The organism is Pseudarthrobacter sp. NIBRBAC000502772 (assembly GCF_006517235.1).
Lineage (GTDB): Bacteria > Actinomycetota > Actinomycetes > Actinomycetales > Micrococcaceae > Arthrobacter.
This window is the reverse complement of sequence record NZ_CP041188.1, coordinates 297,029-317,129: the sequence shown is the minus strand read 5'-3', so window position 1 is coordinate 317,129 and position 20,101 is coordinate 297,029. Positions and strand designations below refer to the sequence as shown.

Sequence of the window (20,101 nt, the reverse complement as noted above, 5' to 3'; positions counted from 1 at the left end):
TCCGCCAGCCGCTGCACCATAGGAACACAACCCCGGAATCCTGATGCCCGAGACACTTTCAGCCCATCCGTCCATGGCCGCCCGGCCCTCCACGCCGCGCCAACGGCTGCGCTACACGCGCGTCCTTGAGTCTGCCGCAGGGTTTGCCCGCAAGGGGCTGGAGTCTGTGGACCTCGCGGAAATTTCGGAGAAGTCCGGCGTGCCGTCGGGCACCGTCTACCGCTATTTCCCCACCGCCAACCACCTGATGCTGTCCCTCTACCGCCAGCAGCTGGACGAGCTTCAGGGCAGGGCCCGCACGTCGGCGGCCAGCTTCGGTGGCCGGGCCCTCACCGGCGTGGTGATGGAGATCTTCCATATGCGCGTGATGCAGCCCGCCGTCGAGCAGTGCCTGACCCGCTGCGTGTACCTCAAAGACAAGGACACCACGGCGCTCCTGCATGAAATCGATGCCCTGAGCGAAACGGCTGTAGCCACCGCCTCCGACGACGCCGTGGCGGCCCGCGTGCTCCTGCTGACCGTCACTGGTCTGGTCCAGTCAGTCCGCAACCGCCGGCTCTCGCTCTTTGAGGCCGAAGAAGACCTCAAAAAGGCCTGCACCCTGCTTGCTCCGGTAGCTTCCGGGGCCCGCGCTGCCCACCGATCGGCGTAACTGGTCTAGACCAGAAAGCCAATAAATACGTCTTTATGCCGTGACGTGGCTCACAAAATGGCCTGATTAAACGATTTGGCACGCTCCCGGAGGGTCGAGTGCACTTTTTCGGCCGTCCGCGCTGATTATTATGGCAGGACCGGAGTGGCTGGCAACCCGCATCTGCAAGGGCTTCACCCCGGGCCCGCCACCTCTGGGCCCAAGAAGCAACGAATTCCACCTTGAGCCTCCCTGTGCTTGAGCCATTCTGCGCCGTGCGCCCACGGCTAGCCCCAGGAGACAACGACGTGTCCATTGACGTAATCGCACCTACAGACAATTCAGCAGCCACCGCCCTGACAGAGGCCGAGATCTTCGATGCCCACCAGGGCGGCAAGCTCTCGGTCACCAGCACGGTCCCGCTGTCCAACAAGCGCGACCTGTCCATCGCCTACACCCCCGGTGTGGCCGAGGTCAGCCGCGCCATCCACAACAACCCGGAACTCGCCAAGACCCTCACCTGGGCGCAGCGCCTGGTGGTTGTGGTCAGCGACGGCACCGCGGTGCTGGGCCTGGGCAACATCGGGGCCGCCGCCTCCCTGCCCGTGATGGAGGGCAAGTCTGCCCTGTTCAAGACCTTCGGCGAGCTGGATTCCATTCCGCTGGTCCTGAACACCACGGACGTTGATGAGATCGTGGAAACCCTGGTCCGCCTCCGCCCCAGCTTCGGCGCGGTCAACCTTGAGGACATCTCGGCCCCCCGGTGCTTCGAGCTGGAGGAGAAGCTGATCGAGGCGCTGGACTGCCCGGTCATGCACGATGACCAGCACGGCACCGCGGTGGTGGCCCTCGCCGCCCTGACGAACGCCGCCAAGGTCACCGGCCGCGAACTCGCTGACCTCCGCGTGGTGGTTTCGGGCGCCGGAGCCGCAGGCATCGCCGTCGCCGAAATCCTGCTCGCCGCCGGCATCACGGATGTTGTCCTGCTCGACTCCAAGGGCGTCATCAACCGGGAGCGGGCGGACATCGCCGCCGACCCGCAGAGCAAGAAGTCCCAGATGGCAGAGCGCAGCAACCCCCGCAGCGTCACGGGCGGCCCCGGCGAAGCGCTGCTGGGCGCTGACGTGTTCATCGGGGTTTCCTCCTCGAAGCTGGACGAGGCGCACCTGAAGCTGATGAACGCCGATTCCATCGTGTTCGCCCTCTCCAACCCGGACCCCGAAGTCCTGCCCGAGGTGGCCGCCAAGTACGCTGCCGTGGTGGCAACCGGCCGCAGCGACTTCCCCAACCAGATCAACAACGTCCTGGCCTTCCCCGGAATCTTCCGCGGCGCGCTGGACGCCGGCGCCCGCCGGATCACGCCCGCCATGAAACTCGCCGCGGCCCGCGCCATTGCCGAACTCGCGGAAGCCGACCTTTCGGTGGACTACATCGTGCCCAGCCCGCTGGATCCGCGCGTTGCCCCGGCAGTGACGGCCGCCGTAGCCGCCGCAGTGGAAGCCGAGTAACCTCCGCCGCCACACACTGCCACAACGCCCGACGGCGGTGCCTCCCCGCGCAGGGGACGCACCGCCGTCGGGCGTTAAGCGGCGAAGCTGACCGCCGTGCCGCCCTAAACTGGGGCTCATGAACTCCGAAACCGTGGTGAGCATCCTGTGCGGCCTGGCGATCCTGGTGGGCGTGGCCGGCACCATCATCCCGGTCCTGCCCGGCAGCTTCCTGATCGGGCTCAGCCTGCTGGCGTGGGCCATCTGGGGCGGTGCCGGGGCCACGGGCTGGGTGGTCTTCGCGGTGGGAATGGTGTTTGTGCTGGCCGGCATGGCTGCCAGCGCCGTGCTGACCGGACGAAAGCTCAGGGAGCACAACATTCCCAACCGCAGTGTGGTGATTGGCCTGGCAGCCGGTGTGGCCGGCATGTTCGTCATCCCGGTGGTGGGGCTTTTTGTGGGTTTCGCCGTGGGACTGCTGCTCAGCGAGTTCCTACGCACCCGGAACTTCGGCACCGCAACCACCACCAGCTGGGCCGCCCTGAAGGCCACCGGGCTGGGCATGCTGGCCGAGTTCGGGCTCGCGTGCCTGGCGGCCAGCACCTGGGTGATCGGGCTCTGGGTCGCGGCGGCCACGTAGGTGTGCCACGTAGGCTGCGCACGGAGGTCTGCCACGTAGCATGGAGAGATGACCGCGGGGGATGCCAGAGGACCGATCTACCGGGACACTCGTGACCTGACGCCGTTCGGGAACGCCCACCTGCAGACCCCTGTCCGGGAACTCGCCGGCAGTGTGGGCGGGCTGATCCACGGTGTGCTGGGCGGCCGCGACGCCGCGCTGATTGCCGTGGACGGCGAGGTTCCCAGGCTCAAGCGGATGCCGGGCAAGGCGCCCAAAGCCGTCCACGATGCCATCTTCACCAGCAGGGAACCTGAGCGGCTCATCGCCGTGGGCCGCATGTATCCGGGCTGGGCGGGGCTCTGCTCCGTCATGGCCGGCCTCCTCGCGTACCAGCACGGCGGCTACCTGCGCGCATCCGAACTCCTCCAGCGCGGACTGTCCATCAGGAACGACGACGACGCCAACCAGTATGCGGCCACCTATCTCACGCGCGTGGTCACCCGGGTGGAGGTTGCCGAGCGCATCGAAGTCCCCGTGCTGTTTAGCCAGGAAGCGGTCTTCCTGGCCCTGTCGCACTCCCTGCGGGAGACGGGCCAGCTGGAAGCCGCGCTGCAGACGGTGGCCGGGCTGCCGCCGTCGTTGCCCTCAGCCTTGGCCCGCTGCGCACTGGCGTTGGCGCTGGGACGCGACAAGGAAGTGGTGATCTGGACCGAGGGGCTGCTGAACTCCGACGACCTCTCGGCGGCCCTGCTGCTGCTCCGCGGGCGCGCGCTCCGGCGGCTCGGCGCCCACGCAAAGGCGCACGAAGCCCTGAAGGAGGTACTCCGCCGTCGGAAAACAGACGTGGTGCTCCGCAACGACGCCCTCACCGACCGTGCCCTGCTGGTGCTCGACAACGGCCGCAAATCCCTCAACCCGCGGGACTGGCTCCGCGGCCGGCCGGCGGAGCTGGAAACGTTCGAAGTCATCCGCAAGGACATTGATGAGCGCCGGCTGTGGGAGCAGGAGTGGGAAAACCTGGACGGGAAATAGGCTTCGGGCGAGTCCCTGGGGACTTGCCTTGTGGACCAGGCCGCCCCGGAGTACAACGGAGGCATGAGCGACGCAGTGCGGTCCTGGATGGAAAAGTACATCGCGGCGTGGACTTCCAACGACCCGGAGGACATCAGGGCGCTGTTCACCGAGGAAGCCGTCTACGCCACCCGGCCGCATGATCCCGATGCCTGGCGGGGGCGCGAACAGATCGTGGACCGCTGGCTGGAGGCGCGGGACGACCCCGGGAACTGGACCTTTGACTGGACGCTGTTGGGGGCGGATAGCGGGCTGGGGACCGACGGCGGGCTGGCCTTTGTGCAGGGTTTCACGGACTACCTTGGTGATGGTCCCAGCTACGACAACCTGTGGGTCATCCGCCTTGAACCGGACGGACGGGCGTCGGAGTTCACGGAATGGTTTATGGAGCGCAAGGCCTAGGCTTGCTGCGTGAGCCCTGCAACCAGCGGAACCAGCTGCTCTGAGAGGAGCACCACGCCGAGGGCAACCATGATGATGCCGCTGGCCAGGGTGACTGTCCGCGCGGCGCCAGGCCGGGACTGCAGGAGCTTGCGGGCCAGCAGCGCCACGCACGTGTAGACGGTCCCGGCCAACAGGACAAACGTCAGGCCCAGCAGGCCGGACTGGACGGGGACCGGGAGGGAGGCCTCCGGGCTGACGAACTGCGGCACCAGCGCCACATAGAACAGCAGCCCCTTGGGATTGATGCCGCTGGTGCCCATGCCCTGAAGGAACGTGCGGAGCTGGTTGGCGGGCTTCCCGACGGCGTCTGCCGCACTGAAGGAGGCCCCGCGCCAGGAGCGGAGGGTGCTGATGCCCAGCCACAGCAGGTAGCCCGCGCCCGCCACCGTAAGCCAGCCCAGGACGCCCGGCAGGCCGGACAGCAGGGCCGCGAGGCCTGCCACCATCAGCAGCGTATGCAGGACGTAGCCGCCGCACAGTCCCGCCACGGCCGGGACGAAGCTGCGCTGCCGCAGACCGGCCGTGATGGAGTACGCCCAGTCCACGCCGGGGGTGCAGGCGAGGGCGACAGCCACCAGCACAAAGGCGAAAAACAGCTGGGGATTCATGACGGGCTCCTGTCCGATGGGTACAGGACAAACCTTATGAAGTTTCAGGCCATAAGTGCTTACCCTTTTCGCCCGGTTTGAGTCCGAATTGGTAAGATATTTGCGTGATTGACCACATTGACAGAAACATTTTGCGCCACCTCAAGGAAGATGGCCGGATGACCGCCACAGCACTTGCCGCGAAGGTCGGGCTCACGGTGGCGCCATGCCACCGGAGGCTCCGGGATCTGGAGGCATCGGGCGTGATCCGCGGCTACAAGGCGGACATCGATCCGGCCGCCGTCGGGCTGGGTTTCGAGGCCATCGTGTTTGTCACTTTGCGACAGGTGGACCGCTCCACCATGGAGATCTTCGAGAACCGGGTGGCGGACAATCCCAACATTGTGGAGGCCCAGCGGCTGTTCGGCTCCCCGGACTACCTGCTGAAGGTCATCGCCGAGGACCTGCCGGGTTACCAGCGCTTCTACGACGCCGAACTCACGTCACTGCCCGGGGTTGAGCGGCTGACGTCCACGCTGGTGATGAAGAACATCAAATCCAATGCGGGCCCGCCGCTGTAGCGCTTGGGCGTTGTTCTGCGTTGCGTCCCTGCGTTGCGTCCATCCTGCGTTGCCTCAGTCCGTGGGGCGGACGTGGACGATGATCACCTGGGTGTCCTTGCCGCCGTCGTACCGGAGGTCGTAGTTCACGTCCAATCCCGTGGAGGTGCCGGACGTGATGGAGAAATCGGTCTTTCGTTCCGGGTCCCGCTGGGCACCGGCGATCCAGCGTTCGGCGGAGTCGGCGTCGATCCCGTACCGCGCCACACCGTCCCGGATGAGCTCAAAATACTCGTCAGGAGAGCCAGCGGTGAGGAAGTAGGTGACCTCGCTGAAGTCCGGCCGCTTGTCCGTGGTGTTCAAGCGGATGCGGTCCGTTTCCCCACTGATCTCGCCGCTCGGAGCAACGATGGTGAGCTTGATCTTGCCCGAGTCCCTGGTGTTGATCTCGGGCCCGTAGCTGTCTTCCGTGACCCGGACAGCAGCCTTTTCCAGCTTTCCCGAACTCATGTCCAGCCGCGCGGACTTGGAGTCGCGGATCTGCTCCACGCCGGCAGCGTCGAGGGTGGAAAATTCCGAGGTGCTCATGGTGCTCCCTTGAGAGGTCGGTTCGTTCGTGGTGCCACTGATCTGGCAGCCCGTCAGGGCGAGGCCAGCGGAAAGGGCAAGGAATACGACGGCGGGCCGCCGCCTCTGGCGCCGAGGTGCGGTTGGGCATGTGGTCTTCACTGGTGGACCTCCGCGCCGAAGCCATCCACAAAGCGGTCCATGATGCCGGGGATGTTGTTGGTGGGGCGGTGCTGCTCCACCCGGTCGTTGAAGTCCGAGCCGATGATCTGCTCTGCCCGTCCCGGATCCGTCGCCAGGAGGTCCTGGTAGGCCGGGAGGGTGTCCTGCCGGATGAGCTCCCACCGCTGGTCCGCGAGGGAGATGTTCCCGTCGGGGAAACCGGTGGTGAAATCCGTGCGGAACTGGGTGGGGTTGTCCCAGTTGGTGAAGGGCAGGCTTTCCGGGCCGGGGCTTTCCACGCTGAAGGTGTAGGGAAAGACTTCCGGGTAGCTCTTTGCGCCCGGGATGGATGGCTCGCCGGCCAGCGTGACCAGGTACGTTACGGCTTCTCCGCCAGGGTGGTTCCGCATGTCGTCGTAATCGTCCGCGATGATCTCGTTCTGCTCGCGGTACAGCAGGGCGGTGTTGCCCTCCTGGATCAGGTCCGGGTCACCGGAATCGATCTTGGCCCATTCCTCGGCGGTACCGGTATCGATGGCGCCCGAGTCCCGCAATCTGTTGATTTCCTCGATGCCGCCGTTCATGTAGGCCTCGTGCTGGCGGGCCTGGTCCAGGAAGATCTCCTTGTTCATGTCCAACATGCTGGTCTCGTAATAGCGGATCTCCTGGTCGGTCATGCCGGCGAGCTGTTCGATCTGGTCAAGGATGGGGAGCGGGATGTCCGAAGCCGGATTGTCCGCGATCTGCTGGGCGAGGTCCCGCAGCATGGCCATGTCCTTAAAACCGCCCGCGAAGGAAGGGCCGATCATGTTGGCCATGCCGGCCCACTGCAGATCCGGGTTGGACAGGTACGCCTGGCCGTAGAAGTCGTAGACCTTCTTGATGGTCTCCCAGTTGTGTTCGGTGCCTTTGGAGGTGTCCCAGCTGGCGGGGTCGATGCCCATGTCCAGCATTGCCTGGTTGTTCCAGTAGTCGCTGAGGAAATCCGCGTATTCCTCGGAGCTTTTGTCGATCAGCCCGGAATCGGCGGCAGCATCCATGGCGGCCTTTGCAGCCTCGGGGTTTTCGAGCGCCCACTGCCTGAATTCCTCGCTGCCGAGGTAGTCCCGGCGTTCTTCGGGGGTCATGCCGTTCAGCCGGTCCGTCAGGTCCTGGGCAGCGCCGTTCCCGGAACCGCTGCCACCACTCCCGGAGCCACCGGCGGGGCCCCTGCTTCCGGAACCGGCCCCGTCGCTGGCCTTTTCCTGCTCGTCGGCGTTGGCGAGCACCGTCTTGGAGGCCGTCTCCAGCGCGGCCGTTGCGGACTTCAGCAGCAACATGAACGATGACGTCCAGTCGCTGCGGAAGCGCTCGCCGTCGTGCCCCTTCCAGGCGCCTGTACCGATAACGCTGCTCAGCTGCTGGCCGAGCAGGCTCAACCTGGTGGCGCCGCCTGCCAGGTCCTTGGCGAGCTGCCGCAACTGGGCAACGTCGCCGCCGTAAAAGTTTCCCGCCATGTTTCCCCCCGAATGGATTCCCGTGCCAGCCTAGCTGCGAGGCGTCCGCGAGGGCGATGGGGAGAGCTCCCCGTGGGGGTCGAGTGCGGGCCCGGAGAGGCGGAACTCAGTCCCGCAGCAGTCCGGTGGTGCGGTACGGGATGACTTCCCGCAGGAACATGCTGGTGGACGTCCGGACAATGCCGGGGCAGAGTCTGATCTCCTCGGACACTCGGTAGAGGTCGTCCGGGCTGGTGGCCACCACGCGGATCAGCAGGTCGGTGTCGCCGGCAGGGGCATGGCATTCGAGGACCTCGGGGATTTCTCGCAGGGCCGCGATGGCTTCGTTGAGGTGGCTCTGGTCCAGTTCGGCGCTGACGGCCGCCGCTACACCCCGGCCCAGGGCGGAGGGGAGCACCCGGCTGCTGTTGGGGCGGAGAGCGCCCGACGCCGTCATCCGCTCCAGGCGCGACTGGACGGTCCCGCGCGCCAGGCCCAGCCGCTGGGCCAGCACCATGATGGGGACGCGCGGGTCCTCGTCCAGGGCATTAAGGATGCGCTTGTCCGTGGCGTCCAATTGCTGCAATCTGATCAGTTCCTGTCGGAGTTTGTGGTCCATATTGGTCAGACTGACCAACAAAATGCTTGCTGGTTGTGCCAACTGTATGGCGTCTGCTCAAATTGTGGCAACAAGGGCTGAGGCTACCGCCGAATCCCGCAGGCTATAGGAACCCGGCACACCACCCGGCAACTGGACACCGCCTCCCGCAAGGAGGACGCCGCTGATTGACACTTGTTCACACCACGGTCATTCTGCACACACGGCAAGAGCCCCTGAGCCACCGACGTCGGATCCCCGAAGTCATCGGTAGCTGAGGGGCTCTTGTGCTGCCCCGGGCTAGGGTTGGTCCATGACCCCAGCCGGCCGCTTTGCCCCCAGCCCTTCCGGCGAACTGCATGTAGGAAATCTCCGCACCGCGATGCTCGCCTGGCTGTTCGCCCGGTCCTCCGGCCGCGACTTCCTGCTGCGCGTCGAGGACCTTGACCGGGCACGGGCCGGCGCGGAGGCGGAGCAGCTCCGCGATCTGGAGGCCGTGGGCCTGACGTGGGACGGCGCCGTCGTGCGCCAGACGGACCGCGGCGCCGTCTACGCCGAAGCGATCGGGCGGCTGGCTGCCGCAGGCCTCACCTACGAATGCTTCTGCACGCGCCGCGAAATCCAGGAGGCGCCGTCCGCGCCGCACGCGCCGCAGGGCGCGTATCCGGGCACCTGCCGGGACCTCGATCCTGCCGAGCTGGAGTTCAAACGCTCCACCCGGCCTGCGGCCATCCGGCTCCGCGCCGAAGTAACGGAGTACAGCGTACGGGATGTGTTGCACGGTGATTTCACCGGCGTGGTGGACGATTTTGTCCTGCGCCGCAACGACGGCGTGACCGCCTACAACCTGGCCGTCGTGGTGGACGACGCCGCACAGGGGGTCGACCAGGTGGTGCGGGGCGATGACCTGCTGCCGTCCACGCCGAGGCAGGCATACCTTGCGTCACTGTTGAATATTCCTGTCCCGGAATATGCGCATGTACCGCTGGTGGTGAATTCCGACGGCGTCCGGCTGGCCAAGCGCGACGGCGCCGTGACGCTGGCCGATCTCGCCCGTACCGGCGTTTCCGCCGCTGACGTGCGGAACCTCATCCTGCAGTCCCTGCGGCTGCCGGCCGGGACGCTCGAAAACGCACTCGCGGACTTCCGCCCGGCGGACCTCCCGCGGGAACCGTGGGTCTGGACCGGCCCCTAGGCAGCGCGCGAACGGACGCTTGCGGCCCCGCCGCCGCGACGTCACTTGCTGCCCTACGCGTAGGCTGGAGCTATGTCGGCACCCGAATTCACTGAAGCACAAATCCCTCAACCGCGATTCACTGTCGAGACGGCGCGAGTCCTGGCCGAGGTGGCCCACAACCGGCAGAAGGACAAGCTCAAGAGGCCCTACCGTGACCACGTGATTGCCGTGGGTGATGCCCTTGCAGATTTCGACGACGATATCCGGATTGCCGGTTACCTTCATGACATTGCCGAGGACACTCCCATCACGCGGCAGGCGCTGCTGGACATGGGCGTTTCCGAGCGGGCAGCGGACATCATTGAACGCGTCACCAACCGGCTGCACGATAATCCCGATGACTATCAGGCGGGGATGCACTTCATTGCCGAGGACCACGACGCGGCACTCGTGAAGATCGCGGACAACGCCCACAATTCCCTCCCCGAGCGGGTCAGGGCTCTGGCCGCGAAGTGGCCGGACAAGCCGCCGGTCACCAAGTACCAGGATGCCCGCCCGGTGCTGTATGCCGCCGTCGACGTAGAGGAAGTCCGCAAGATCCTTGCACGGGTTAATCCCTGGCTGCTGAAGGAGTTGGACGACAGGCTCGACGACGAAGACGACACAGATTACGAGAACCTGACGTACGACGAGGCTCCAGCCGCGGAGCCGGCCCCGGTGGTCGAGCCTGTCGAGACCTTGGAAACGGCGGACAGCCGGCGGGACGGAGCCTCTTAGGCCCCTGCTTTCATCTGCTCCAGGGCTGCGTTCATCCGTTCGGTGCCGCGCTTCTCATCAATGACAATCGACACGCCCAGCGCCAGCACAACCACCAGCAGGCAGACCGGCACCGAGACCCCGGCGGCGGCAAGTCCCACGCTGCCCGCCAGCGCGACCACGACGCCAGCCGCCACGGCAAGGACCGTCCGGTCCACGCAGATCATGACGCTGAAGAGCCAGGTCAGGGAGAGTTTGAACAGCGCCACGGGTACCGCGATGCTGGCCACGGCCACGGCGGCGCTGATGTGGGCCTCATGGTCGACATAGTAGGCCGCCACGTGCAACCCCGCGCCAGTTGCGGCGATGGCCGCAAAGATGGGCATATGCCCGTAGCCGAAGAAGAATGAGCGGTGGCGCTGGAAATGTAGGGCCGGGCCGGCGGGCAGGATGAAGTAGATCCACCACATGCTGAACGCGAGGGCCGTTCCGCCGAATCCCACCAGCGCCGCGTCGACGCTCCAGCCATGGTGGGCCACAATGGCACGGAGGGTTTCGATCGCCCCGATCAGGCATTCGCCAAGGGCGATGATGGCGAGCAGCCCGTAGCGCTCGGCGATGTGGTGCGCATGCCACGGGGTCCGCATGCCGCGCTCCGCGGCGTAGGGTATGGCCATTTCCAGGATGAACAGGGGCGCAGCCACGAGGAACGTGGTCAGGATATCCGCCTCAATGATGAGCACCGCGATCCAGCCGAGCTGAACCACGCCAAGGTACGCCGCGTACCGCCGGCAGGTCTGCCGGCGTGCCGGATCCTGCCGTGCCGCGCGCAGCCACTGGAAGACCAGGGCCAGGCGCATGATCACGTAGCCGCCCACCATCACGGCGTTGTCCACGTGGTCGCCCTCCACGAGCGAGCGGAACATCGGCTCAATGCCCATTGCCAGGATCAGGACCCCGAGAAGCTGGACCATGGTGACCACGCGGAACACCCAGTCGTCGGTGTCATAGGCGCTGGCGAACCAGGTGAAGTTGATCCAGGCCCAGATCACGGCGAACATCGCGAAGGAGAATCCCAGCAGCCCGGCGCCGAAGTGGGCCTCCGCAATCTCGTGTGCGAACCGGCTGCCGGCCACACCGAAGGCAATGACAAAGGTCAGGTCGAAAAACAGTTCCAGCGGGGTGGCGGCCCGGTGCTTCTCATGCGGATCCCGGCCGCCCATGCGGGCCATGGCATGCCGGATGGGATTGTTGGACATGGCTCAAAGATTACCGCCAGGTCCGTGGCCGGCTCCAGCCCGGAGAGGGCTCCGGATCCTGGAGGGCTGACCCCAACTGGGCCCACGCTGGCGAGCGATCTTCAGCGAGCAGACTTCCGGACAGGGTGCTTGAGGGCGGGGTGCTTTCGGGCAGAGTGTCGTCAGATAGTGGACGGACAGGTTCTTGGTGGCCCGTCACTTCAAGGATCTCAGGTGGCCAGGTCGGTGGTTCCCAGTCGGGGTGTTCGCTGGCGTATTGCCGTCCGGTGGGTGATATCCAGCTTGGTGGTTCGTTCTTGGTGGCGGTGGTGGGTTTCCAGGCGCTGGTGTGTCTGAGTCGGTGGTGTTTGCGGCAGGGTTGGCCGAGATTCGATATGCCGGTGCTGCCTCCTTTGGCCCAGGCGAGGAGGTGGTCGGCCTCGTTGTCGAGGGAGTGGTTGCTGCAGCCCGGGAACGGACACTTCCCGTCCCGTAGGCGTAGCCATTGGCGTTGGGCTTTCGTCACGCGGTAGCTGGTTCTGCCGATTTCCAAGGGTGCTCCGTCGCGGGGGTCGATCAGGACGCGGTGGAAGGCTTCGGCGCCGTCGGCGATGAGCTGGCGGGCCATGGACGGCGGGATCGGCCCGTACCCATCCAACATGGCCGGCTCGTCCGTGAGGCCCAGCAGCGCCATGACCGGGACGGTGACAAGGACCTGCGCCCGCGGCGATGGAACGCCGCCGCTCACGGCGATGCCCCCGGTCTCTTCGTCGCTCGTTTCGCCGGTCGCGCCGCTGCTCTTTTCCCTACCCTCATCGCCGGTTCCGCCGCCGGTGATGTTGTTGGTCAGGAGACAGGTGGCAAGGGTGTCGGCGCGGAGCTGGCTGAGGTTCCGGTCCTCGTCCGGTCCTTGGAGGGCACGGGCTGCGGTGGTGGCGCGGTCCCAGATCGCGGCCGCCTGGTCCGCGGGGAGGTACGCGCTGAGCCAGGCCATACCGTCCCGGTCCGGGGCGTACTCCAGGCGCCTGTCCGCTGCGCTCTTGATGTGGCGTTTTTCGATGCTGACCGGGTGGTGGCGTTCCCGCCAGGTCCGTGCCTTGTGCCGGAACCTTCCGGGGATGAGCTCACCGGCGAAGCCGCGTGCCGGATTCACCGCGTGGGGGTCCAGGAAATGCGCTTCGAGGGCTTGGGCGCCGGCAGGGTCCAAGTTCACGGTTTCGTCGACCATGATCCGGGCGTGCTGCCACGAGATCGTCCCCGCCTGCAGCGCGGAGAATGTCAGTGGCAGGGCAGTGGTCAGGGAGTGCGCTTCGGCGAGGAGGGCACCGGCGGCGCGTTCGCTGACCGTCAGCACGCACGCGACCTCCGCGACTACGGCCATCTCTTGCCCTGTGTTGTCCTCGGGTGACGTTGCAGGGCCCGCTAGAGCCTCGGCAGCGCTGTTGTAACCGGCGGCCAGCCAGGCCTTCAGGGCGGCACTTTTGGCGTCCAGCCGTGAGATTTCGGCCAGCCCGTCCAGGAAACCATCTGCTCTCCGACGCATAGGATCAGCGTCGCCGGAACAGCCGGAATCGGTCCCGTCCCGGAGCACCACAGCCAGCTCAGCGAAGGACACCGAAAGGGCCTCCGCCGTCGCCACAGCCGCTCTGCTATCCATACTCAAAGCATCCCAGCAAGGTCTGACAATGACCGCGAGGATGAATGCCTATGTGCATAACTCAGCGGCCAGGAGCAACCCGCAAGGACTCGACCGCAAGGGGCGCCGCGGCAGTGCAGAGCCGTTCGTGCGCGGGGGCTTAAGTGTCCGTTCGCGCCCTGGGCCGGAGGTTTTAGACCCGCCCCAGCGAGTCGATGTCCTCAAGGAACAGCTCGTGGACGTCCTGGCTGACGGTGGTCCGGGTATCGCCGATCGCGTCGAGGTAGTCCTCGGTGCAGGGCCCCTTCCGGACCGCCTCGCGAACTGAAGAATTGCCTCCGGAAGCCGCGCCGCCGTCGTCGTACACTGCCTTTTCCAGCGCCCGCTGGGAGGCGCTGCGGGCGGCGTACTCAATGTCCGCGGGGGAGAAGCCTTCGGTCCGCTCCACCAGGAGCTCCACGTCCACATCGTCCACCACGGTGGCGGGGATGAAGCGCTGCCACATGGCTTCGCGGGCCTGGCGGTCAGGGAGACCGATGGGGATGACGTAGTCGAACCGGCCATGGCGCAGGAACGCCGAATCCAGTGCGCGGATGAAGTTGGTGGCGCATACCAGCAGGCGGCCGGGCTGTTCGCGGAACGCCGGGATGATCTTCAGGAGCTCGTTGGTGACGCCCTGCAAGGGGGACGGCGGTTCCCCGGAACGCTGGGAGGCGATCTCCTCCACCTCGTCGATGAACACCACGCAGTGCTCCAGCTCTGCGATCTCCAGGAACGTTTCGCGGAGGGCCCCGGCGAGGCCCTTGGGATCGGAGGCCAGCCGGGACGGGAAAACCTCCACGAACGGCCACTCAAGACGGGACGCGATGGCCTTCGCAAACGTGGTTTTGCCGGTCCCGGGAGGACCGAACAGCACCACGGCGCGCGGCGGCACCACGCCGTATTCATCGGCGAGGTCAGCCTCCGCGAGGGGCAGGACAAGCCGGCGCTCCAGGAGTTCCTTTTCCTTGCGCATGCCGGCCACGTTCTCCCACAGGTCGCGGGCCAGGATCCGGCCGCCCAGCTGGCCCAGCGCGCCCAGCTCCTGCCGCTGCACGGGGATGGTCCGCTCGAAATAGCGCAGGTTCTTCTTGAGTGCGAAGCCGCGGCTGAGGAACGCCTCCACCCGGGTCTCCGCTTCCGGCATCAGCGCGGAGAGCTTGTTGAGGCCATGAGGGGCCATGCGGTTTTCGACGGCGGCAAGCAGCGACGTGCCGATCCCGCGCCCGCGGTATTCAGGGAGTGTAGCCAGGAAGACGATCCAGCCCTGGTCATGCGCGGCGCGGCCGACGGCGGCGCCCACCACCTGATCGCCCTGCACCGCCACCACTGCGTGGTCCTTCTCGCAGGATGCCAGCACCTCGGAGAGGGCATAGACGGGCTCCACATCAGAGGCCTTGAGCGACTCCCAGAGGTGCAGGATCCCGTCCAGGTCTGCGGAATGGAAATCCCTGATGCGCCAGTTGGTCATGCCGTGTCTCCCGGGTGGTTCGTCATTGAACGGGTCAGTGAGCTTCGTCGTTGAACTGCAAAAAGCGCTGTGACGCGCTCTGCTGAGCATAGGCGATCAGCCCGCGGCGAAGGGTTGCGGGAGCGTTGCATTACGGAACGTACGACGGCGGCACCTGGGTTCCGTGTCCACGGAAACCAGGTGCCGCCGTCGGACGCTGCCGCCTGATCAGACCTTGACCGGAACGGGGTGGATCTCGTCGGCGGGGTGGCCTGCGCGCTCATGGATACGCCGAACAGCGTCCGCAGACGGGGCCTCCGACAGGCAGTAAACCAAGCCCGACTCGGGATCGGCCCAAGCAGATTTGAAGTCAACCTTCTCGTCGCTCTGGATAGCAAGATCGGCGTTATGTGCCTCGCGAAGTGCTTCCTGGGTTATTCCAACCATGTTGTGATGAACGTCCATGAATTCCGGCATGATGATGCTCCTTAACTAGGTTTCGGCGTTGAAACAGCAGGATGCGGCTGACGTTAGACCTGCGCCCGTGGGCCGTCAAGAGGATTCTGGGAACGTACGACGGCGGCACCTGGGTTCCGTGTCCACGGAACCCAGGTGCCGCCGTCGGGCGTCACGGCCGCTTTGGCCGGGCAGGGCGTTACCTCTTGAAGGTCTCCGCCGGCAGGTTGGCGATGACGGGGGCTGTGCCGGTGAAGCCGTCGCGGGTTTCGGCGATTTCACGGATCCGTTGGCGGCAGGCGTACCAGCCGAACACCATCAGCACGGAGGCGATGGCGGTGACGAGCATGGTGAGTGGGGAGTCGATGAAGACCATGACCAGGACGCTGGCGAGGAAGAGCAGGGAGAGGTAGCCGGTGTAGGGGGCGCCGAACATCCGGAAGGAGGGGCGTTTGAGCCAGCCTTTGTCGGCCCAGCGGTGGAGCTGGATCTGGCAGAGCACAATGGTTGCCCAGGTCATGACGATGCCCACGGACGCGACGTTCAGCACGATCTCGAAGGCCTGGGCGGGCACGAGGTAGTTCAGCGGGACGCCGAGGAGGGATACTCCGGCGGTGATGGCGATGCCGCCGTAGGGGACGCCGGCTTTGTTCATCCGGCCGGCGAACTTCGGGGCCGAACCGTTCACGGACATCGAGCGGAGTATGCGGCCGGTGGAATATAGGCCGGCGTTCAGGGAGGAGAGCGCGGCGGTGAGGACCACGAGGTTCATGATGACGTCCACGCCCTGGATGCCGATGGATCCGAAGAATGTCACGAACGGGCTGACGCCCTTTTCGTAGGAGGTGTAGGGCAGCAGGAGGGCGAGGAGGATGACGGAGCCGACGTAGAAGACCGCGATGCGGAAGACCACGGAGTTGATGGCCTTGGGCATGATCTTTTCGGGGTTTTCGGTTTCGCCGGCGGCGGTGCCGACGAGTTCGATGGAGGCGTAGGCGAACAGGACGCCCTGCATGAGGATGATCATGGGGAGCAGGCCGTTGGGGAAGATTCCGCCGTTGTCCGAGAGGAGGCTCAGGCCCACGGGCTGGCCGTCGACGGGGGTGCCGAAGATGACGAAGTAGGTGCCGACGACGAGGAAGACGACGAGGGCGGCGACCTTGATCAGGGCGAACCAGAATTCGAGTTCGCCGAAGACCTTGACGGAGACGAGGTTCAGGGCGAGGACCACGATGAGGGCGATCAGGGCCCAGGCCCACTGCGGGACCTCGGCCATCCAGGGGATGTAGTTGCCGAAGAAGTTCATGTACAGGGCGGCGGCGGTGATGTCCACGATGGTGGTGGTGGCCCAGTTGATCCAGTAGAACCAGCCGGAGACGAACGCGGCTTTCTCGCCGAAGAATTCGCGGGCGTAGGAGACAAACGAGCCTGATGAGGGCCGGTGCAGGACCAGTTCGCCCAGGGCCCGCAGGATCAGGAACGCGAAGAAGCCGCAGACGGCGTAGGCGATGACCAGCGACGGGCCGGCGGCGTTGAGCCGGCCGCCGGCGCCGAGGAACAGGCCGGTGCCGATGGCGCCGCCGATGGCGATCATCTGGATCTGCCGCGGTTTGAGGTTCTTGTGGTAGCCCTTGTCCTCCGCGTGCAGGGCACTCTCAGAGGCGTGCGCCTGGGGCGGGACGGTGTGGTCCGTGATGGGGGAATGTGTCATGGGGTGTCCTTTAGGGCTGTTTGCTGAGGTTCGCCAGGCGCTCGGGACTGAGGAGTTCCTGGAGCTGGGCGGCGGTGAGCAGGCCGTGTTCGAGCACGAGCTCGGCTACACCCTTGCCGGTAGCGAGAGCCTCCTGGGCGATGGCGGTGGCCGTGGCGTACCCAAGGTGGGGATTAAGGGCGGTGACCAGGCCGATTGACTGTTCCACGGTGAGCCGGAGGTGCTCGGTGTTGGCGGTGATGCCCCGGACGCAGCGTGCCGTGAGGGTGCGGCAGGCTGCTTCGAGGTGGGAGATGCTCTTGTGGAGGCTGTGAACGATGATGGGTTCGAAGGCGTTGAGCTGGAGCTGGCCGGCTTCGGCGGCCATGGTGATGGTGACGTCGTTGCCGATGACCTCGTAGGCCACCTGGCTGACCACTTCCGGGATCACCGGGTTGATCTTGCCGGGCATGATGGAGGAGCCGGACTGGACGGCCGGCAGGTTGATCTCGCCGAAGCCGGCGCGCGGGCCGGAGGAGAGCAGGCGGAGGTCGTTGCAGATCTTGGACAGCTTCACGGCCACGCGCTTGAGCACGCCGGACAGGTGCACAAAGGCGCCCACGTCCTGGGTGGCTTCGATGAGGTCGACGGCGGTGACCAGGGGGAGCCCGGTGACCTCGGCCAGGTGCCGGCAGGCTGCCTCGGTGTAGCCGGCGGGGGCATTCAGGCCGGTGCCGATGGCGGTGGCGCCGAGGTTGATTTCGTGGATGAGCAGTTCCGCCTCGGCCAGGCGCAGCCGGTCCTCGCCGATGGTGATGGCGTACGTGCCGAACTCCTGGCCCAGCGTCATGGGGACGGCGTCCTGGAGTTGGGTGCGGCCCATCTTCACCACGGTGCGGAATTCCAGTGCTTTGGCGGCGAAGGCCTCTTCGAGTTCTGCCAGTGCGTCCAGCAGTTCCCGGCCGGCGAAGATGGTGCCCAGCTTCACGGCGGTGGGGTACACGTCGTTGGTGGACTGGCTGAGGTTCACGTGGTCGTTGGGGTGCAGGCGGGTGTAGTCGCCCTTGGGGTGGCCGAGGATTTCGAGGGCGCGGTTGGCGATGACCTCGTTCGCGTTCATGTTCGACGACGTCCCGGCGCCGCCCTGGATCACGTCCACCACAAACTGGTCGCTGAGCTGGCCGTTCATCACGTCGGTGCACGCCTGTTCGATCGCGTGGCCGCGTTCGGCGTCCAGCAGTCCCAGTTCGCGGTTGGTGCGGGCGGCGGCGAGTTTCACGGCGGCCAGTCCCCGGACCAGGTGCATGTTGGAGGATAGCGGCTGCCCGGTGATGGGGAAGTTTTCGACGGCGCGGAGCGTGTGGACGCCCCAGTAGGCGTTGCCTGGGACGTCGCGGTCACCCAGAAGGTCATGCTCGGACCGGGTTTCGGGGACGGCATCCACGGCACTCAGGTTGGTGGTCAGGTTGATCATGGGGGTCCTCACAGGGCTTCGTTGGCGGGCGCGGACAGGATAGGTGCAGGCAGGAAATCTGTGGGCCGCAGCAGGCCCACTTTGTGGCCGCCGCCCAGGACAGGGGCTGTGCCGATGCCGGCGAGCGGCGCAATGTCCACGCCGAGGGATTCAAGAACGTGGACGGTGGCGGGCATCCGGGCGCGGTCCCCGCCGTCGGAAATCTTGACGGCAACTGCGCGGCCATCCGGCAGGCCGACGAGCTGCACACCTTCAAAACCGTCCTTCGCCACAGAGCCGGGCAGCAGTCGCATCAGTTCCGTGACGTCCCGGCGATCGCCGGCCACCATGTCAGGGTGCTGCCGCATGGCGAGCCCGACGGCGGCTTCCGCAAGCAGCGGGGCGGTCCCGCCGTCGTCGGAGGTGCTGACGACGGTAATCGCGGTGGCGGCCGCCGCGATGGCGCCGAACGCGCGGGCCATGCCGTGGAGGGTGAGGGCGAAGAGGGGCGTCCCGCAGCCGTCCGTGCTGCGGGCGAAGGGCTCCTCGCCGGTCAGCTCGGTGACGGTGGCGGCGATCAGCTGCTGCAGCGGGTGGGACGGATCGATGTAACCCTTGACCGGCCAGCCGTTGATGACGCACGTGGCGGCCATGGCGGCGTGCTTGCCGGAGCAGTTCTGGGTCAGCTGCGTGGCGCGGAAGCCGGTGCGCAGCCAGTCCTCACGCTCGCCGGTTCCGTAGGGCAGGTCGGTGCTGTTCTCGAGGTCGCCCACAGCAAGCCCGTGCATGGCGAGGATGCGCTGGGTGCCGCCGCGGTGTTTGGCTCCGCCGGAGTGGCTGGCTGCGGTCAGGGCGAGCAGATCGGCAGGGAGGTTCAGGCCGGCGCGGACCATGGCCACGGCCTGCAGAGGCTTGAGGGAAGAGCGCGGGTAGAACGGCGCCAGCGGGTCGCCTGCCGTCGCCAGGATCGAGCCGTCGGCTGCGGTGGCGATGGCCGAGCCGTAGTGGACGCTTTCCACGAGGCCGTCGCGGGTGGCGACCACCAGGGGTGCGTGCCGGGCGAGCGTCCCGGCTTCGGTGCCGGTCAAAAATGCGTGTGCGGCCGTACCGGGGACAGCGGTTTGGGCAGCAGGAAGGGCAGGGGCAGGCATGGAGTCCTAGGTCTTTGTTAGGGGAGTTACTTGTTGAGGATGGAGTCGAGGGCGACGCCCACAGCGCGCAGGTGTTCGGCCATGGCTAGGCTTGCGGCCTCGGCGGAACCGGCTTCGATGGCCGCGAGGATCTGCTGGTGCTCGGTGTCCGACGCGTTCTGGCGGTCGGCCACCATGTTCAGGGTTTCCGACTGGAAGGCCAGGGCTCCCCGGATATCTGCCACCACGCTGGCGAACACCTTGTTGCCGCTGGCGCGGGCGATGGCGGCGTGGAAACTGGAGTCCAGGGCAACCCAGGATTCCGGGTCTGTTTCCGTCGTCATGGCGGCGACGATATGCCGCAGCGTCTCGAGTTCCTCGTCCGTCCTGCGCTGGGCGGCCAGTCCTGCTGCCGGAACCTCGATGTGCGGGCGGGCCTCGGTGAGGTCCCGCGCAGAGTAATGCCCCAGGGTCAGGTCATTGGCCACCTTGTTGGCGACCACAAACGTGCCCTTCCCGGTCTTGGTGACAGTCAGGCCCAGGGCGGTGCAGGAGCGTAGCGCCTCGCGGATGACCGAGCGGCTGACCCCGTACTGCTGCGAGAGCATCGCCTCGGAGCTGAGCTTGCCGCCCACGGCCACGGTGCCGGATTCGATATCGGTGCGGATGGCGTTGAAGACAGCTTCCGCCGCGCTGAGACGGGCCAGCGGTTGGGCGTCGAGCCGCTGGGCTCCGGGGGACTGGTGTCCGGAGGGCTTCGCAGGATGCCCTGCTGTCCGGCTGTCTGACAGGTTCACGCCTCAAATATGGCACGGGTCACAGTGTGTGTCAATGCGGGTACCCGAGGGACCTGCGGGCCCTGGCCCGAGGAA

At 66.4% G+C, this 20,101-nt stretch carries 20 protein-coding genes; 8 read left to right on the top strand and 12 right to left on the bottom strand.

Annotation, left to right across the window (positions count from 1 at the left end; genetic code table 11):
* Positions 1–43: 43 nt before the first annotated feature.
* The 5 genes from NIBR502772_RS01500 to NIBR502772_RS01480 all read left to right on the top strand — a co-directional run bounded on the left by NIBR502772_RS01500 (position 44) and on the right by NIBR502772_RS01480 (position 4,213).
* Positions 44–652 (top strand): TetR/AcrR family transcriptional regulator, encoded by a 609-nt coding sequence (locus tag NIBR502772_RS01500; protein WP_141138777.1) that lies wholly within the window; start codon positions 44–46, stop codon positions 650–652.
* 287 nt (positions 653–939) lie between these two features.
* Positions 940–2,139 (top strand): NADP-dependent malic enzyme, encoded by a 1,200-nt coding sequence (locus NIBR502772_RS01495; protein WP_141138776.1) that lies wholly within the window; start codon positions 940–942, stop codon positions 2,137–2,139.
* Between the two features lie 118 nt (positions 2,140–2,257).
* Complete coding sequence (locus NIBR502772_RS01490; RefSeq protein WP_141138775.1) at positions 2,258–2,758, top strand: DUF456 domain-containing protein; 501 nt, start codon at positions 2,258–2,260, stop codon at positions 2,756–2,758.
* A 48-nt stretch (positions 2,759–2,806) separates the two neighbouring features.
* Positions 2,807–3,772, top strand: a complete 966-nt coding sequence (locus NIBR502772_RS01485; RefSeq protein WP_141138774.1) for a hypothetical protein — start codon at positions 2,807–2,809, stop codon at positions 3,770–3,772.
* Between the two features lie 63 nt (positions 3,773–3,835).
* Positions 3,836–4,213, top strand: a complete 378-nt coding sequence (locus tag NIBR502772_RS01480; protein ID WP_141138773.1) for a nuclear transport factor 2 family protein — start codon at positions 3,836–3,838, stop codon at positions 4,211–4,213.
* On the opposite strand, the gene NIBR502772_RS01475 is transcribed toward NIBR502772_RS01480, so the two are convergent.
* Positions 4,210–4,863 carry a LysE family translocator gene (locus NIBR502772_RS01475; RefSeq protein ID WP_104062856.1) on the bottom strand — a complete coding sequence of 218 codons (654 nt, stop codon included), beginning with the start codon at positions 4,861–4,863 and terminating at the stop codon, positions 4,210–4,212. The two genes, NIBR502772_RS01480 and NIBR502772_RS01475, sit on opposite strands and share 4 nt — an antisense overlap.
* Before the next feature lie 104 nt (positions 4,864–4,967).
* On the opposite strand from NIBR502772_RS01475, the gene NIBR502772_RS01470 reads away from it, so the two are divergent.
* Complete coding sequence (locus tag NIBR502772_RS01470) at positions 4,968–5,423, top strand: Lrp/AsnC family transcriptional regulator (protein WP_141138772.1); 456 nt, start codon at positions 4,968–4,970, stop codon at positions 5,421–5,423.
* 54 nt (positions 5,424–5,477) lie between these two features.
* Here NIBR502772_RS01470 and NIBR502772_RS01465 read toward each other — a convergent pair whose 3' ends face one another.
* From NIBR502772_RS01465 to NIBR502772_RS01455, 3 genes are all read right to left on the bottom strand, one after another.
* Positions 5,478–5,990 (bottom strand): hypothetical protein, encoded by a 513-nt coding sequence (locus NIBR502772_RS01465; protein WP_371706750.1) that lies wholly within the window; start codon positions 5,988–5,990, stop codon positions 5,478–5,480.
* Between the two features lie 137 nt (positions 5,991–6,127).
* Complete coding sequence (locus tag NIBR502772_RS01460; protein WP_141138770.1) at positions 6,128–7,627, bottom strand: WXG100 family type VII secretion target; 1,500 nt, start codon at positions 7,625–7,627, stop codon at positions 6,128–6,130.
* Positions 7,628–7,733: 106 nt separating this feature from the next.
* Complete coding sequence (locus tag NIBR502772_RS01455; RefSeq protein WP_210412366.1) at positions 7,734–8,225, bottom strand: Lrp/AsnC family transcriptional regulator; 492 nt, start codon at positions 8,223–8,225, stop codon at positions 7,734–7,736.
* A gap of 292 nt (positions 8,226–8,517) precedes the next feature.
* Here NIBR502772_RS01455 and gluQRS point away from each other — a divergent pair, with 292 nt between their 5' ends.
* A complete protein-coding gene (gene gluQRS, locus NIBR502772_RS01450; protein ID WP_141138769.1) occupies positions 8,518–9,399 on the top strand; it encodes a tRNA glutamyl-Q(34) synthetase GluQRS in 882 nt (293 codons plus the stop codon).
* Between the two features lie 72 nt (positions 9,400–9,471).
* Positions 9,472–10,158, top strand: coding sequence for a phosphohydrolase (locus NIBR502772_RS01445; RefSeq protein WP_246848656.1), 687 nt, complete (start codon positions 9,472–9,474; stop codon positions 10,156–10,158).
* On the opposite strand, the gene NIBR502772_RS01440 is transcribed toward NIBR502772_RS01445, so the two are convergent.
* The 8 genes from NIBR502772_RS01440 to NIBR502772_RS01405 form a co-directional block, all read right to left on the bottom strand.
* Positions 10,155–11,396 carry a low temperature requirement protein A gene (locus NIBR502772_RS01440; protein ID WP_141138768.1) on the bottom strand — a complete coding sequence of 414 codons (1,242 nt, stop codon included), beginning with the start codon at positions 11,394–11,396 and terminating at the stop codon, positions 10,155–10,157. The genes NIBR502772_RS01445 and NIBR502772_RS01440 overlap by 4 nt on opposite strands.
* Before the next feature lie 10 nt (positions 11,397–11,406).
* Positions 11,407–13,032: an HNH endonuclease signature motif containing protein gene (locus NIBR502772_RS01435; protein WP_141138767.1), complete on the bottom strand. Its 1,626-nt coding sequence runs from the start codon at positions 13,030–13,032 to the stop codon at positions 11,407–11,409.
* A 172-nt stretch (positions 13,033–13,204) separates the two neighbouring features.
* Positions 13,205–14,521: an ATP-binding protein gene (locus NIBR502772_RS01430; protein ID WP_104063650.1), complete on the bottom strand. Its 1,317-nt coding sequence runs from the start codon at positions 14,519–14,521 to the stop codon at positions 13,205–13,207.
* Positions 14,522–14,728: 207 nt separating this feature from the next.
* On the bottom strand, positions 14,729–14,977 hold the full coding sequence (locus NIBR502772_RS01425; protein ID WP_141138766.1) for an SCO4226 family nickel-binding protein: 249 nt from the start codon (positions 14,975–14,977) through the stop codon (positions 14,729–14,731).
* Between the two features lie 178 nt (positions 14,978–15,155).
* Entirely contained in the window at positions 15,156–16,667 is a 1,512-nt protein-coding gene (locus NIBR502772_RS01420; protein WP_141138765.1) for an amino acid permease, read from the bottom strand.
* A gap of 10 nt (positions 16,668–16,677) precedes the next feature.
* Positions 16,678–18,120, bottom strand: coding sequence for an aspartate ammonia-lyase (locus NIBR502772_RS01415; protein ID WP_141138764.1), 1,443 nt, complete (start codon positions 18,118–18,120; stop codon positions 16,678–16,680).
* An 8-nt stretch (positions 18,121–18,128) separates the two neighbouring features.
* On the bottom strand, positions 18,129–19,250 hold the full coding sequence (locus tag NIBR502772_RS01410; protein ID WP_141138763.1) for an asparaginase: 1,122 nt from the start codon (positions 19,248–19,250) through the stop codon (positions 18,129–18,131).
* Positions 19,251–19,276: 26 nt separating this feature from the next.
* Positions 19,277–20,026, bottom strand: a complete 750-nt coding sequence (locus tag NIBR502772_RS01405) for a FadR/GntR family transcriptional regulator (RefSeq protein ID WP_371706749.1) — start codon at positions 20,024–20,026, stop codon at positions 19,277–19,279.
* Positions 20,027–20,101: the final 75 nt, after the last annotated feature.

Bases quoted from the DNA above. Each gene is read 5' to 3' on its own strand.
- NIBR502772_RS01500 (WP_141138777.1), top strand. From the start codon at position 44: ATGCCCGAGACACTTTCAGCCCATCCGTCCATGGCCGCCCGGCCCTCC.
- NIBR502772_RS01490 (WP_141138775.1), top strand. From the start codon at position 2,258: ATGAACTCCGAAACCGTGGTGAGCATCCTGTGCGGCCTGGCGATCCTG.
- NIBR502772_RS01485 (WP_141138774.1), top strand. From the start codon at position 2,807: ATGACCGCGGGGGATGCCAGAGGACCGATCTACCGGGACACTCGTGAC.
- NIBR502772_RS01480 (WP_141138773.1), top strand. From the start codon at position 3,836: ATGAGCGACGCAGTGCGGTCCTGGATGGAAAAGTACATCGCGGCGTGG.
- NIBR502772_RS01475 (WP_104062856.1), bottom strand. From the start codon at position 4,863: ATGAATCCCCAGCTGTTTTTCGCCTTTGTGCTGGTGGCTGTCGCCCTC.
- NIBR502772_RS01465 (WP_371706750.1), bottom strand. From the start codon at position 5,990: ATGAGCACCTCGGAATTTTCCACCCTCGACGCTGCCGGCGTGGAGCAG.
- NIBR502772_RS01460 (WP_141138770.1), bottom strand. From the start codon at position 7,627: ATGGCGGGAAACTTTTACGGCGGCGACGTTGCCCAGTTGCGGCAGCTC.
- NIBR502772_RS01455 (WP_210412366.1), bottom strand. From the start codon at position 8,225: ATGGACCACAAACTCCGACAGGAACTGATCAGATTGCAGCAATTGGAC.
- gluQRS (WP_141138769.1), top strand. From the start codon at position 8,518: ATGACCCCAGCCGGCCGCTTTGCCCCCAGCCCTTCCGGCGAACTGCAT.
- NIBR502772_RS01445 (WP_246848656.1), top strand. From the start codon at position 9,472: ATGTCGGCACCCGAATTCACTGAAGCACAAATCCCTCAACCGCGATTC.
- NIBR502772_RS01440 (WP_141138768.1), bottom strand. From the start codon at position 11,396: ATGTCCAACAATCCCATCCGGCATGCCATGGCCCGCATGGGCGGCCGG.
- NIBR502772_RS01435 (WP_141138767.1), bottom strand. From the start codon at position 13,032: ATGGATAGCAGAGCGGCTGTGGCGACGGCGGAGGCCCTTTCGGTGTCC.
- NIBR502772_RS01430 (WP_104063650.1), bottom strand. From the start codon at position 14,521: ATGACCAACTGGCGCATCAGGGATTTCCATTCCGCAGACCTGGACGGG.
- NIBR502772_RS01425 (WP_141138766.1), bottom strand. From the start codon at position 14,977: ATGCCGGAATTCATGGACGTTCATCACAACATGGTTGGAATAACCCAG.
- NIBR502772_RS01420 (WP_141138765.1), bottom strand. From the start codon at position 16,667: ATGACACATTCCCCCATCACGGACCACACCGTCCCGCCCCAGGCGCAC.
- NIBR502772_RS01415 (WP_141138764.1), bottom strand. From the start codon at position 18,120: ATGATCAACCTGACCACCAACCTGAGTGCCGTGGATGCCGTCCCCGAA.
- NIBR502772_RS01410 (WP_141138763.1), bottom strand. From the start codon at position 19,250: ATGCCTGCCCCTGCCCTTCCTGCTGCCCAAACCGCTGTCCCCGGTACG.